This is a genomic window from Exiguobacterium sp. s124 (assembly GCF_018617485.1).
In the GTDB taxonomy this organism is placed as follows: domain Bacteria; phylum Bacillota; class Bacilli; order Exiguobacteriales; family Exiguobacteriaceae; genus Exiguobacterium; species Exiguobacterium aestuarii.
The window spans coordinates 57,408-71,598 of sequence record NZ_JACSKH010000001.1; the positions used below are offsets into that span (position 1 = coordinate 57,408).

At 48.2% G+C, this 14,191-nt stretch carries 15 protein-coding genes; 10 read left to right on the forward strand and 5 right to left on the reverse strand.

The genetic code is table 11. The features are described from left to right. The first annotated feature begins 58 nt into the window (after window positions 1-58). The 8 genes from KNO85_RS00390 (at window position 59) to manA (ending at window position 7,563) form a co-directional block, all read left to right on the forward strand. Complete coding sequence (locus KNO85_RS00390) at window positions 59-601, forward strand: GNAT family N-acetyltransferase (RefSeq protein WP_214785944.1); 543 nt, start codon at window positions 59-61, stop codon at window positions 599-601. Window positions 602-708: 107 nt separating this feature from the next. Further along, window positions 709-1,686 (forward strand): LacI family DNA-binding transcriptional regulator, encoded by a 978-nt coding sequence (locus tag KNO85_RS00395; protein WP_214785946.1) that lies wholly within the window; start codon window positions 709-711, stop codon window positions 1,684-1,686. Between the two features lie 3 nt (window positions 1,687-1,689). After that, window positions 1,690-2,574, forward strand: a complete 885-nt coding sequence (rbsK, locus tag KNO85_RS00400) for a ribokinase (protein ID WP_214785948.1) — start codon at window positions 1,690-1,692, stop codon at window positions 2,572-2,574. Then, window positions 2,574-2,963, forward strand: coding sequence for a D-ribose pyranase (rbsD, locus tag KNO85_RS00405; protein ID WP_214785950.1), 390 nt, complete (start codon window positions 2,574-2,576; stop codon window positions 2,961-2,963). Before rbsK ends, rbsD begins: the two co-directional genes overlap by 1 nt. An 11-nt stretch (window positions 2,964-2,974) precedes the next feature. Beyond that, on the forward strand, window positions 2,975-4,453 hold the full coding sequence (locus KNO85_RS00410; RefSeq protein WP_214785952.1) for a sugar ABC transporter ATP-binding protein: 1,479 nt from the start codon (window positions 2,975-2,977) through the stop codon (window positions 4,451-4,453). Between the two features lies 1 nt (window position 4,454). Beyond that, window positions 4,455-5,420, forward strand: a complete 966-nt coding sequence (locus KNO85_RS00415) for an ABC transporter permease subunit (RefSeq protein ID WP_214694930.1) — start codon at window positions 4,455-4,457, stop codon at window positions 5,418-5,420. 22 nt (window positions 5,421-5,442) lie between these two features. Further along, a complete protein-coding gene (gene rbsB / locus KNO85_RS00420) occupies window positions 5,443-6,354 on the forward strand; it encodes a ribose ABC transporter substrate-binding protein RbsB (protein ID WP_214785953.1) in 912 nt (303 codons plus the stop codon). Window positions 6,355-6,522: 168 nt separating this feature from the next. Further along, complete coding sequence (gene manA, locus KNO85_RS00425) at window positions 6,523-7,563, forward strand: mannose-6-phosphate isomerase, class I (protein WP_214785955.1); 1,041 nt, start codon at window positions 6,523-6,525, stop codon at window positions 7,561-7,563. Here the strand turns inward: manA and KNO85_RS00430 are convergent. Further along, the gene (locus KNO85_RS00430; protein ID WP_214785957.1) at window positions 7,484-8,821 is read right to left on the reverse strand and encodes a sugar phosphate nucleotidyltransferase; all 1,338 of its coding nucleotides are present in this window, start codon (window positions 8,819-8,821) and stop codon (window positions 7,484-7,486) included. The genes manA and KNO85_RS00430 overlap by 80 nt on opposite strands. A gap of 43 nt (window positions 8,822-8,864) precedes the next feature. On the opposite strand from KNO85_RS00430, the gene KNO85_RS00435 reads away from it, so the two are divergent. Beyond that, the gene (locus KNO85_RS00435) at window positions 8,865-9,467 is read left to right on the forward strand and encodes a response regulator (RefSeq protein WP_214785959.1); all 603 of its coding nucleotides are present in this window, start codon (window positions 8,865-8,867) and stop codon (window positions 9,465-9,467) included. On the opposite strand, the gene KNO85_RS00440 is transcribed toward KNO85_RS00435, so the two are convergent. The 3 genes from KNO85_RS00440 to KNO85_RS00450 are packed head-to-tail and all read right to left on the reverse strand — an operon-like array spanning window position 9,421 to window position 12,634. Continuing rightward, window positions 9,421-10,314, reverse strand: a complete 894-nt coding sequence (locus KNO85_RS00440; RefSeq protein WP_214785961.1) for a glycosyltransferase family 2 protein — start codon at window positions 10,312-10,314, stop codon at window positions 9,421-9,423. The two genes, KNO85_RS00435 and KNO85_RS00440, sit on opposite strands and share 47 nt — an antisense overlap. Beyond that, window positions 10,311-11,450 carry a glycosyltransferase family 4 protein gene (locus KNO85_RS00445; protein ID WP_214785963.1) on the reverse strand — a complete coding sequence of 380 codons (1,140 nt, stop codon included), beginning with the start codon at window positions 11,448-11,450 and terminating at the stop codon, window positions 10,311-10,313. The genes KNO85_RS00440 and KNO85_RS00445 overlap by 4 nt, the downstream gene beginning before the upstream one ends. Then, on the reverse strand, window positions 11,447-12,634 hold the full coding sequence (locus tag KNO85_RS00450; RefSeq protein WP_214785965.1) for a lipopolysaccharide biosynthesis protein: 1,188 nt from the start codon (window positions 12,632-12,634) through the stop codon (window positions 11,447-11,449). The genes KNO85_RS00445 and KNO85_RS00450 overlap by 4 nt, the downstream gene beginning before the upstream one ends. 46 nt (window positions 12,635-12,680) lie before the next feature. Between KNO85_RS00450 and KNO85_RS00455 the strand changes: the two genes are divergently transcribed. Then, the gene (locus tag KNO85_RS00455; protein WP_214785967.1) at window positions 12,681-13,838 is read left to right on the forward strand and encodes a glycosyltransferase; all 1,158 of its coding nucleotides are present in this window, start codon (window positions 12,681-12,683) and stop codon (window positions 13,836-13,838) included. 55 nt (window positions 13,839-13,893) lie between these two features. Here the strand turns inward: KNO85_RS00455 and KNO85_RS00460 are convergent, their stop codons facing one another. Then, a complete protein-coding gene (locus KNO85_RS00460; RefSeq protein WP_251130551.1) occupies window positions 13,894-14,187 on the reverse strand; it encodes a hypothetical protein in 294 nt (97 codons plus the stop codon). Between the last annotated feature and the right edge of the window lie 4 nt (window positions 14,188-14,191).

The following is a 14,191-nucleotide window of genomic DNA, read 5'->3' on the forward strand; positions in this document are numbered from 1 at the left end:
TAACGTTTTCCCATTAGGTCGGGGAAAGAAACAACTTGAAGTAAAAGGATGGGTTTATATGATCAAGATGGAGACAGAACGATTAATCTTAAGAGCATTTACGCTAGAAGACGCAGAGGATATGTATCGTTACGCCAAAGACGAACGTGTCGGACCGATGGCCGGTTGGGCGCCACATGAATCCGTTGAAGAGACGAGAGATGTCATTCGAATGTTTATTGAGGAAAAAGACGTGTGGGCGATTGTGTTGAAAGAAACCGGGCAAGTGATTGGCAGCATTGGATTACACGACCGAAGACCGGACCCAATGATTCAACATGAGGCCCAACGTGAAATCGGTTATGTACTCAGCCCCGATTATTGGGGGCACGGCTATGTGCCGGAAGCCGTTCAGGCGATGATTCGATTTGGATTCGAAGCGTTAGGACTGGAGCGGATTTGGTGCGGCTATTTCAGCTTCAATGACCAATCGCGACGCGTCGTTGAGAAATGTGGGTTCACGTATGCGTTCACGAAAACGCAAGAATTGACCCGACTCGACGGACGAACGGTAGAATGCCTCGTCTATGTCCAACTCAATCCGACGTTCTCCACACATTGAAGCGCTGCTTCAATGTGTTTTTTCATGAAATGATAAAAACCTCTTGATATGTAACCGGTTACACATTAAGATGGTTTTGTAAGCGTTTCCAGAACGGAGGATGTCAAATGGCGACCATCAAACAAGTGGCAAAACATGCGAACGTCTCGGTGGCGACCGTATCACGCGTCATGAATAAAAGCGGATACGTAAGCGAAGAGGCGAAAGAAGCAGTTGAACAGGCGATTGCAGAATTGAATTACGCACCGAACCGAGTCGCTCGTTCGCTCTATAAAAAGTCGTCAAATTTGATTGGACTCATCATGCCAGACATCACAAACCCATTCTTTCCACAACTGGCTCGGGCAATTGAAGATGTCGCCAATCAGCATGGGTATCAAGTCGTCCTGTGCAACACAGACGAACAACTTGAAAAAGAGCAGACGTACTTGGTCGCCTTGCAGACGATGCATGTCGATGGTCTGATCATCACGACGAATCATTCGCACAATCCAAATTACGAGACGTTGGACTTACCGATGGTCGCACTCGACCGGATCGTGAAGGCGGGAATCGACGCCGTCGTATCTGACGGATATGAGGGCGGAAAGTTGGCAGCCGACACGTTGTTAAAACGAGGTGCGACACGACTGGCTCACATTGCCGGACCCGATCATCTGAAGACGGTCAAACGTCGGACGGAAGGATTTGTCGAAGTAGCAGGAGACAAGCTCGTCGGGATGACCGAGTCCACGTTCACGTTCAAAGATGCGTTGAAAGCGTCCCAACAATTGTTCGATCATGCTTGGCCGTTTGACGGCATCTTTGCAGCGAACGATGTGATTGCGGCCGCTGTGCTTCAGGAAGCGGTTCGTCGACACATCCGTGTCCCGGAAGAGCTTCAGGTCATCGGATATGACGGGATTGAATTAGGCGAGATGACGTCTCCACCACTGACGACCATCGTGCAGCCCATCTATGAGATGGGACGAGTGGCGACAGAGCGGTTGCTGGATTTGATTGAGAAAAAAGATACACGACCGAAAGAGATGCTTTTACCGGTCACGTTACTTGAAAGACAAACGACAAAGCGGGAGGAGAGATAAAGAATGAAGCGCATTGTTGTCATTGGCAGTATATCGATGGACCTTGTCGTCACGTCCGACAAACGTCCGCAAGCAGGGGAAACGGTCATCGGCGAGTCGTTTCGTACCGTTCCAGGGGGGAAAGGTGCGAACCAAGCGGTCGCCGCTTCTCGATTAGGCGGTGCTGTGCAGATGGTCGGTTGTGTTGGAAGTGACCCGTTCGGCGAACAGATGATTGAAAACTTTAAACAGCAAGACGTCGATGTCACGCATGTTCGGATCGTCCCGAACGAAGTGACAGGTACGGCACACATCGTCTTGGCGGAAGCCGATAATTCGATTGTCGTCGTCCAGTCAGCGAACAAACAGGTCACCTTCACGGAGGAAGAATTGGATCAACTTCTTGATGAGCAGTCGTTCGTACTCTTGCAACTCGAGATTCCAATCGAAACGGTCAAACAAGTGACCGCTTACTGTAAGGCAAAAGGAATCCCGGTGCTTCTCAATCCGGCACCGTCTCAACCGCTCCCACCGGAAGTGGTTGAAGCGGTCACGTACTTGACACCGAACGAACATGAGTGTCGTGACTTATTTAACGACGCCTCCGTGGATGAAGTGTTGGAACGATATCCGAACAAGCTACTCGTCACAGAGGGCGTCCGTGGCGTTCGGTTCCATGACGGGCAAGAGGTGCGACACGTACCAGCGATTCAAGCGAACGTCGTCGATACGACAGGGGCAGGGGACACGTTCAACGGTGCGCTCGCTGTTGCCCTCATCGAACAAAACGAACTAGAGGCGGCGGTGCGGTTTGCGGTGGTCGCGTCCGGCATGAGCGTCGAAGGGTTTGGTGCCCAAGGCGGAATGCCGACACGGCAAGATGTATTACAACGATTGGAGCGCGTGTGATGAAAAAACAAGGGATTTTAAACAGTCATCTAGCAAAAATCTTTGCCGACCTTGGGCATACAGATCGTGTCGTCATCGCGGATTGCGGATTACCAATTCCCGACGGGGTGAAGCGGGTCGACCTTAGCCTCCGAGTCGGAGAACCGTCATTTCTAGAGGTGCTCGATGTCGTCGAATCGGATTTGGTCGTAGAGCGCATCACGATTGCCGAGGAAATCCTCACAAACAATCCGACGATTGCAACTTCACTGAAAGAACGATATACCAACGTCGACATGTGTTCGCATGAAGACTTCAAGCGAGAGGTAGCAAAAGCAAAAGTCGTCATTCGAACTGGGGAAGCGACACCTTACGCTAACGTCATTTTACATGCAGGGGTCATTTTTTAAGGGGGAATTCGATGCATATTCAGTTGAAAAGCATCCATAAGTCGTTCGGCCCGGTCTCTGTCTTAAAAGGAGTCGATTTCGAATTGTTGCCTGGAGAGATTCATGCGCTCATGGGTGAGAACGGAGCTGGAAAATCGACGCTGATGAAAGTGATGACCGGTCTTCATGCTCAAGATGAAGGAGACATCCTCATCGATGGGAAAGTGCGTCAGTTCAAGCACCCAAAAGAAGCTGAGCAAGAAGGGATCGCCTTCATCCACCAGGAACTAAACATCTTGCCGGAGATGACGGTGACCGAAAACCTATTTTTAGGTCGTGAACTGACGGGACCGTTTGGGATGGTCAAACAGCAGGAAATGACTAGACGCGCTCGCGAATATTTGGCAGAACTGAACGTCTTCATGGATGTCGATGAAGTAGCACGCAACTTATCGGTCGGTCAACAACAGATGATTGAAATCGCCAAGGCGCTCATGACGGATGCGAAAGTCATCGTCATGGATGAACCGACGGCCGCCTTAACGGACCGTGAGATTCAGGCACTCTTCGCCGTATCACGGGCATTGCGAGATCAAGGCGTGTCCATCATCTATATCTCTCACCGGATGGAAGAGATTTTTGACTTATGTGACCGAATCACCGTGCTACGGGACGGACAGTCCATCTCGACCCGGCTGATTCCCGATACTTCCTTTGAGGAAACTGTACGTGACATGGTCGGACGCGAAATCGGTGAACGGTATCCGACGCGCACCGCGCAGCTCGGAGATGTCGTGCTCGAAGTAAATGATTTAATAGGTAACCGGTTCCACAATGTATCGTTCAACGTCCGTGCCGGTGAGATCGTCGGATTCTCCGGATTGATGGGAGCAGGACGGACTGAAGTGATGCGAGCCTTATTCGGAGCAGATGCCCATAAAGGTGGAGTCATCAAATTGAACGGACAACCGATTCGGATCAAGACGCCGGCTGACGCCATTAAACACGGAATCGCCTTTTTGACAGAGGACCGAAAAGGGGAGGGCTTGCTCCTCGATTTCTCACTTCGAGAAAACTTGTCGCTCCCGACACTCGATAAACGAGCGAAAGGATCGGTCATCTCCAAACAACAAGAAGCGACGTTCGCGGAAACATATTTACAAAAGCTACGAGTTAAACATCATTCGATGGAACAAAAAGTGAAGTCGTTGTCTGGTGGGAATCAACAGAAGATTGTGCTCGGTAAATGGTTAGGGGTCGAGCCGGACGTCTTGATTTTAGATGAACCGACCCGTGGAGTCGACGTTGGCGCCAAGAAAGAAATTTACAACATCATGAGCGACCTCGCGGAATCGGGAGTTGCCATCATCATGGTTTCCTCCGATTTACCAGAGGTGCTCGGGATGAGTGACCGAATTGTCGTCATGCGGGAGGGCATTGTGACCGGGACGCTCACGAAAGAAGAGGCGACACAAGAAAAAGTGATGACATATGCGACAGGAGGGCAATGATATGGAATTGAAAGCAACGACTGCACTGAAGCGCCCGGGTCGACTTGGATGGGGACAAAAGTTAGGACCACTGTTTGGTCTACTCGTCATCGTCGTCGTCGTGACCGCGCTCGAACCTGGATTTTTATCATTAAATAACATTTTTAACGTACTGCGCCAAGTTTCCATCAATGCCTTGATTGCCTTCGGGATGACGTTTGTCATCTTGACAGGTGGGATTGATTTATCAGTCGGATCGATTTTAGCACTCGCATCCGCATTGGTGGCTGGCATGATGGTGGACGGTCAACATGCGGTCATGGCCGTTGCACTCGGATTGATTGCAGGTGCAGTTCTCGGAGCATTTAACGGGGCTGTCATCACATACGGGAAAGTGGCACCGTTCATCGCGACATTGGCCACGATGACGATTTATCGGGGGTTGACGCTCGTCTATACGGACGGAAGACCAATTACCGGTCTCGGGAACTCTGGCTGGTTCGAGATGCTCGGACGCGGCTACTTCTGGATCATCCCAGTACCTGCATTGACGATGTTACTCGCATTCGGTGTCCTTTATTTCATTTTGAAAAAGACGACATTCGGACGTCATACGTACGCGATCGGTGGGAATGAAGAAGCGGCTAAATTGATGGGGATTGGCGTCAACAAGGTCAAAATCATGATTTATTCGCTATCGGGTATGCTTGCGGCACTCGCTGGCATCATTTTGACGTCACGTCTCAATTCCGCACAACCGACGGCAGGAACGTCATATGAACTCGATGCCATCGCGGCGGTCGTTCTCGGGGGAACGAGTCTTGCGGGTGGTCGCGGCTGGATTGTCGGAACATTGATTGGGGCACTGATCATCGGAACGTTGAACAACGGATTGAACCTTCTCGGCGTATCTTCTTTCTTCCAACTCGTCGTAAAAGGTGCAGTTATATTGTTTGCAGTATTGCTTGATCGTCGACAAAACGCGTAACACGCGAAAGGGGAAACGGAACATGAAAAAATGGACAGCTTGGCTACTTGCACTGACAATGGTACTGATGGCAGCTTGCTCGACTGAACAACCGGGGTCAACGTCTGAGACGGAAACGAAAGATGGGGACTATGAAATCGGACTCTCAATCTCGACGTTAAACAACCCGTTCTTCGTCGCATTGAAAGAAGGGGCAGAAGAACAGGCAAAAGAAATGGATGCGACATTGACGGTAGCGGACGCGCAAAACGATGCCGCGAAACAAGTGAATGACGTCGAAGATATGATTCAAAAAGGAATGGATTTGATTCTCATCAACCCGACAGATTCAGAAGCGGTCGGTGCAGCGGTTCAAGCAGCGAACGACGCCGGTATTCCAGTCATCACGGTGGACCGTAATGCGGAAACAGGTGATGTGGTCGCGCACGTTGCTTCAGACAACGTCGCAGGTGGACAGTTGGCAGGGGATTACATGGTTGAACTCGTAGGCGAAGGTCAAAAAGTCGTCGAGCTCGAAGGGATCCCAGGAGCTTCTGCGACGCGTGACCGTGGACAAGGATTCAACGAAGCGATCGATGGAAAATTGGAAGTCGTGGCAAAACAATCTGCAAACTTTGACCGTGCAGAAGGATTGACGGTCATGGAGAACATTTTGCAAGACAATAAAGACATCGTCGCTGTATTCGCACATAACGATGAAATGGCACTCGGTGCCGTTCAAGCGCTTGAAGCAGCTGGAATGAGTGATGTCAAAGTCATCGGATTCGATGCGACAGACGATGCGGTCAAAGCAGTTGAAGGTGGGACAATGGCAGCGACCGTCGCACAAAAACCGGCTGAAATCGGAAAACTCGGTGTAGAAGCGGCCATCAACCACTTGAGTGGTGAAACGGTGGAAGCGAACATTCCGGTAGAACTTGAATTAATTAAATAATCAAGATGAAACCTCACGGTGCCTCGATTTCGGGTAGGGCTTCGTGAGGTTTTTGAATATTCACATATCCCCCTTCATAAATTGGATAGGAACTCCCTTTTTCAGGGTATATCTAGGTAAAATACAGGAAGGGGGAGTCGTTTCTTCTTTTTGAGAAACGCAACACATATGTATAAGCTCAAACCGGTGTTTAAAGAACGTATTTGGGGTGGTCGTCAGCTAGAGACGTTATTTCATCTTTCGTTACCGGAAGGGAAAATCGGTGAGTGTTGGGCTGCCTCCGCACATCCAAGCGGAATGACCACTTTTGAAAACGGACCATATGAAGGGCAAACGTTAGCGGATTTATGGGATGCACACCGATTGGAGCTATTCGGTCCGTATCCATTCGCAACGTTCCCCCTACACGTCAAACTACTCGATGCTCGTGCCTATTTATCGGTACAAGTTCATCCGAACGATGAGCAGGCACAACGTCTGGAACAAGAAGAGTTTGGGAAAGAGGAGTGTTGGTACGTGTTAGACGCAGAACCAAATGCCGAGATTATCGTCGGCCACACGTTCCGAACGAAACAAGATGTGTATACATGTGTGCAACAAAAAGAATGGGCGACTCGTCTAAAGACGCAAGCCGTAAAAAAAGGAGATTTCATTTACATTCCGAGTGGAACGGTACACGCGCTCGGTCCAGGTGTCGTATTGCTCGAAATTCAACAGACGAGTGACCGGACGTATCGACTCTATGACTTTGATCGCGTAGACGATACGGGAAATCTTCGTGAACTTCATATTGAAAAAGCCGTCGAAGTGATGAACATTCCGGATCGTCGGACAGATGAACTCGTGCGGACGAATTTGGAAGATGCGTTGACGACCGAATTGATTTCAAAACCATCGTTCACCATCATGAGACACCAAGTGAATGGAACCCCAGCCATTTTAGAACAGTCGGAAACGTTTCGATTGATCTCGGTCGTTTCAGGAGAGGGATTCGTTCAAGGTGAGGACGGTACACAAGCAATCCGAGCGGGTGAACATTATTTCGTTCCAAAAGGAAAAGGACCTCACTTGTTTACCGGAAAGGTAGAAATCGTTACAAGTGAAGTCCCTGTTCCAACGACGCATCGTGTCAGTACTGTCTATCAAGTGGAGACGGTACAGGACAAGCATCGTCGAGTGTCCAGTCGTTTGAATACTGAACCTCGATGAAGACGACATCTTCATGAGCTTTGAGCGTGTGAGCCGCACCGCGTTGGATTGAGATGACGTCGGTCGGCTTCGCCTCAAACGATTGACCGTCAATCGTCACGGTCGCTGTTCCTTGAAGTAACGTCCAAATCGTATCGGTCGCTTCATGGTAATGATAGCTGAGTTCTTTCCCTGACTGGACGAGCATCCGTCTTGTCACACTATGATGACCGTCCGCGAGTGTCTCGTGATGAATCACTTCTGATTGTCCCCAACGCTTCCATTTGAACTTTGGATAGTCGTCAGAAGAAGCGAGATAATCTTTCAGTTGCGGGGTCGCTTCTTTCGTCGAGACAAGAATCCCGTCTGCGTTGACAGCGACGACGAGGTCTTCGAGCCCGATTCCAATCAACGGGAGGTTCAATTCGTTGATGATATGCGTGTTCGTTGATTCGAACAGATCCACTTGGCCGTGGGTGGTTGACGTCATTTCTTCGGTCAATGTATTCCATGTCCCTAAGTCTTTCCAGTCGCCATCATAGCGGTGTACGAATACAGACTCCGCATGCTCGACGACGGCGTAGTCGAACGAAGTCTTTTCTAAATCATCGTAGCGAGTTGTCAGCTCTGAATAGGTCGTAGGCAAGTTCCGCTCTGCTAGTTCATCAAGTAACAAATGAAGCTTACACGCAAATATCCCACAGTTCCACAATGCACCTTGCTCAATCAGTTGCTCGGCCACGTCGACTGTCGGTTTTTCTTGGAACAAGCGGACGGATGATACTTGAGCGGCTTCATCTGGGACGATGTATCCGTATTTTGACGTCGGGTGAAGGGGCGTGACACCAATCAAATGTAAGGCATCGTCACTCGTCTGTACCGCTTCATCCACTTGAGGGAAATATTCGAAGAAGCGAAGATCGACATAAGCATCGACCGGCATCACGAGTACCGTCTCATTCGGATCGACACGTTGTTCGTTCAAATAACTAGCGCCGAGAACGATGGCAGGGAACGTATCACGACGACTCGGTTCGGTGATGATATTGGCATCGGTCCCGATTTGATAAACGATGGCATCACGTTGAAGCGCGTTTGTTAAAATAAAGGCATCCCGATCTAATTGCATGTCACTTAGTTGTGAGAAAACCCGTTCAATCATCGATTGTTTGGCACCTTCACCGTCATCAAGTAATCGAATGAATTGTTTCGAGTTGATATCGTTTGAAAGTGGCCAAAGACGCTTTCCTGATCCACCTGATAGTAAGAGTAGTTTCATTTCGTGACACCCTTTCTCGATTAAAATTTCGGAGGTACACAACATGGCAAATTACTTACTCGTCGAACCGCACGAGCATACGCGAAAGACATTGGCTCGTCTGTTGATGAAAGAAGGAGAACTTATTTTTGAAGCGACCGAAGCGACGGAAGCGATTGAAATTTTAGAATCAAGCGACATCGACGTCGTCATCACTGAATTAAGGCTACCCCATACGGACGGGGTCGAACTGTTATCCTACGTGAAGAAAAAGTTCCCACTCATTCATCAAATCGTATTGACTGACTATACGCACACCCACACGTTGATTGCGGCCGTCAATTATGGGAACGTCAAGCGCATCATGACGAAACCGATGAAGATTGACGAGTATGTGATTCGCGTCATAAAAGATGTCGGTCAACAAGCCGTCAATATGAAGACGAACAAGTATCGAGTCGCGGACATGTTGACGGAGTTTCTAGATGACCTTGGAAATGCGTATTGTTTGTTTTATGAGAGCGGAGACTTGATCAGCTCTGAAAAACTCGTTGTCCCGTTCGAGTCCGAGGAGACGAACGAATTGAAACGTCTCGTCATCCCGACTCAATACGGAGAATTTATTTTGTATCAGTCACGGGATCGTTCTTCCCGAACTTGTGGGTAAAGAGTTGCGATACCCCAATCATCGTTAATCGAACGTACATGTAGGCGACTCCTAGTGTTAACACAGGATGTCGTCTATATTTTTTGAGGTTGGACGGATGGTAGAGCACTGGTCTGAAGAAATACCAGCGGGCGAGCGCCTTCCGGAAGCCACCTTCCTCTGTCTCGAGCGTTTGCGGCATCACTTGGAAATAATAACGCTTCTTCTCGAGCAGATTTTGGAGCGTCACTTCCTTCTCATTATGTTTTACCGCGGTGAAGGTGGCGCGTCGGATCACGCCACCTTGTTGAATGTATCGGATTGTCGGTTGCGTCTCTTCAAAACTGATTTGAGCGGGATTGATGCCGCCCGATGCCTCGTACGCTTCCATCCGCCAAAAGCGTGCCGCCTCGATGGAGCGGTCGTCAATCCGTTCCTCAGGGATTTGGAACAGATTTCGTTCGAATACCTTCACTTTAGAGAAAAAGTTGGTGTAAGTGCTATAAGCCTCTTCTGGGATGACGAGCGCTCCGACATCTTCATGATGTTGAAGGTAAAGCAGGCAACTCGTCAATAATCCTTCGGTCAACACCATATCCGAGTCAATGACATATAAGACGTCAACGTTTCGTTCACGGAGTTGGCCGATTGCCTCTTTACGAGCGATTCCACGCTCACCGTGGGGAAGTGATAGGATGATGAAACGGTCATCGTCTGCCGTCAACTCCCGCATGACGTCGACCGTTCGATCGGTCGAGCCGTCATCCGCAATCACACAAACAAAATCGGCCGTTTGCTGTTGGATGGACTGAATCGTTTCTCGAATGATTTCCTCGTTACAATACGTAGACATCGCGATTCCAATCATGATGTTCTCCCTTCCTGAATCAAGATTCCTAACTTTTGATTCAACCATTGTTCAAATGCCGCACCGGTGCGACTCCATTGAAGTGTCTTCGAGAATGCGTGAGCGTCACGACGGACGGTCTCATAGTGATCAAGGTCGTTCAAACAGCGTCGCATCTCAAGTGCGAGCGCCTCCGCTGTTTGTGCCATCGTCATATAACCGAGCTTTCCATACTGAACGGCATCTCGAAGTCCCGGAGCATCGTACACAATGGTCGGTGTTCCAACGGCAGCGGCCTCACTGACGGTCAAGCCCCAACCTTCGCGACGAGACGGGAAAAGAAGGGTTGTCGCTCGACTCATGCGTTCAAGCTTCTCTTCTTCACTGACAAATCCGAAATAGTGGATATCCGATCGTACCTCCTCAGGTGTGATCGGATCGAGTTGTTCGGCGATGTACGCCTCGTTCTTCTTCCCGATAATCCATAGTTGCGCAGTCGGGAAGTCGCGTTTGATGGAGACAAACGCCTTGACGGCATCGTTGATTCCTTTATACGCGGACATGCGCCCAACGTATAAAAACGTAGGATGTTCTTCTTTTGCAAGCCATTCTTCTTCTAGCCACGGTGTGAAGTTGAGCCCTTCCGGCAAAATCGTGATTTGTGACTCGGGAATTCCGACGGCGACCAAGTCATTTGCCGTCGACTGACTGACGGTCAAGACATCGCTTTGCCGATAGAGGCGCAGGCGACTCGTTTCTGTCCATGCCCCCACCCATGAAACGGGAGGCGGTAGGTTGATACGCCAAATTTCACGCGTCAATTGGTGGATGAAGAGAATACGTTTATGTGCCGGCACATAAAATGGCGTGAAGTAATGATGTGTGTTCATTTGGTCGAGGACGAGGTCGATTTCCTCTTCGTGCGCTTTGTAGTAGCGCCGTGCCTCTAAAATGCTCGTGATGTCTGTACCCGATCGAATATAACGAACGCCATCAATCCATTCTTCGTCCTCGCGTCCCTCAATATGAGGGGATAGGTGGATGATGTTGTAACGAGGAGCTACGTAAGATAGCATCTCATGCGTGAATACTTCTGCTCCTCCTGCTTTCGGATGTTTGATATCTCGCCAAGATAGACATAATAAAGTGGGTTTCATGACGATTCCTCCTTAAATTGTTGGCGTCGCTCAGAATGGAAGCGGAGACGAAGGAGCAGTGATCCTCCGAGTAAGACGACCGCTTGCGCCAAGAGCCACATCTCCATCGACTGACGGAATAGGAATAAGGCGATGAGAAAGACGAAAAGCAGTGCCCAATACCATCGCAAGTATCGCTTGTTCCGCAATATAAATTGCAACATCGCCTCGTACTGAACGATGATGATGCCGATATAGGTGAAAATCATATAACGTACGAAATACCCTGCCTCGTCGTATCCTTGCCCAAAGAAGATTGGTACGACCGATGGGATGATCAAGAAATACAATACTGTAATGATTCCAAGGGCTACTAATAACAAGCGGAATACGATGCGTTCGAATGATAGGAACGAATCTGTTTCGGCTGCTCGACTCAATCGTGGTAAGAGTACTTGGAAAATCGAGAGACAGACGAACAAGACGAGCTGACTAAAGCGTAGACTGACGGAGTAATCTCCGACTAACGATGGGAAGAACAAGGTGACGAGTAAACTATCGACCGAGAAGAAGAGCGTCATGACAATTTGCACATGAATGAGTTGGAACAAGCCATGAAACTGCTTGTCACCAGCCGTTTCTGGGAAATGCGTTTGCCAGATGCTAAGCCCATATGTGAGAATCATGCCGATTAAAATCCCGATCAAAGCGAGTGTAATATCAAGCTGTTCGAGAAAGATCCATGTGACGCCCACTTTCACAATCGCTTCGACGTAATAGGAAAGAGTGAGGGCATAAAACCGCTCATTTGCTTGTAAGACACCACGTCGGAATGACACGAGAATATGGAAAAATACTGTAACTGCAAGTAAAAAGAGGTTAATCCTAGATAAAGGAAGAATATATGGGATAAGTATAAAGAGTACACTGGATAAACCCATTGCGACGAGCAGGATGATCCGTTCGATATACCGATAGTCGGTCGCAATTTGTTGTCCCAAGTTTCGAGTAACGATCCATTGGACGGCGCTACCGATAATGAGTAGTAATCCGAGAAGAGCGAGATAAGCATTTAAGAGACCGTAGTCTTGACTCGTCAAACCACGGGCTAAAAAGAAGTGATAGGAATAGTTAATAATATTCAATAAGGCATCAAGGACGGGAAAAATGAGTAAAATCGAATAACGACTCATAACAGCTTTCATATCAACCACCTCTTTCAATTCGTCAATCCTTAAGGAGGACCATGTGATGGATAAAGGTAAAGTAGTGATTTTTACAGATCGACAACGAAACATTCCGTACGCTTCGTCTATCCCGCACTATGAGCTTATGATTTCTGAATCGAATCCATCTTCTGAACCAAAGATTTCACCAGAAATTCGTGCAATGAAAGATCATATTAAAGTATATGTGATTGATTATGTTGATTATGAAATCGGATTAACGATTGCTGCGGCGCTGCGCACCTATCATCCCCAGTCATCGATTTTATGGGTTGATGACGTTATTCGACATAGAGGGAACTTCCCCTTCAATCAATTGTTAGGGAATGGGATATTTAGAATATTCTATTATAGAGAAGAGTATGCAGATGAACTGTTAGCCGAAATTCAAAATGTTATTCATCCAGAATATGCTGTGAAAAAAGGGACTGTAGCCTTTATATTACCAATTTTCAATGAAGAGAAACGGTTTTCACATATTCATGCTTTTTTGACATCCCTTACCAAAATGATTGAACGAAATTACTTACATGGGTCGATTTATTTTGTAGATGATGCCTCTTCCGATCAATCGAAACACTTGTTACAGGAGTATCGGGATATCGTCATGAATGCGACGGACACGTTGTTCAAAATTGATTATTTGAAGATGTATGAGTTGAAGCAGAATACGAAAAAAGCAGGTCTCTTTATCGAGGGAATGACGCATATCTCGAGCGAATATTATGTGTTCGTCGATGCGGACAATTCGTTCAAAGTCGATGACATCGCTCAACTGTTGAGCATCGCAGAAAATGATTATTATGATATCGTCATCGGCACGAAAGATTTGACGATTGAAGATCGGAGTCTCGTCCGAAAATTCGTCAGTTTCGCAAAACGAACGATCACAAAACCGTTCCTACCAAAAGGGGTGTCGGACTCACAGACGGGTCTCAAAATCATTAATCGCCGGGCGATTCCGCGGTTACTTCCTTATTTGAGCGCAACGAGCGGGTTCGCCATCGATTTGGAGATGATGTATGCTGCCAAAAAAGAACGCCTTCGTGTCTATCAACAACCAGTGACCTGTATCGAACGGGAGGGGTCTCACGTCGATCTCGTGAAAGATTCCATCGCATTTTTGAAGACGATGGCACTTCTTTTACGCCGACAGCGGGCCGTCAGTCGAGCCAGACGATAACATCACATCACGTACAAAGCCCACGTCTCTTATTGGACGTGGGCTTTGTTTGTACTCATTTGTGTGTAATCGATTCGGCAATCGAAGAATCTGTCTCGGCATAGTCGATCGTGATGACGTCTCCGACGTGCAGTGCATCAAGGTGATTCCTTTTGCCGTCAACAATCGTCGAAGACGTGAGTATCACCTCTTGTAGCGCATACTGTTCTTCAGGGTCTTGGTCGGACGGAGCAATCAATAGTGTGTATCCTTCCCGGTCTTCAATCACACTTTTTTCATCATCAATCGTACAAGCACTAAGAATCATCATACAGCCTATCAACGTCGTGAGCGCTAGAGTCCGAATCATCATG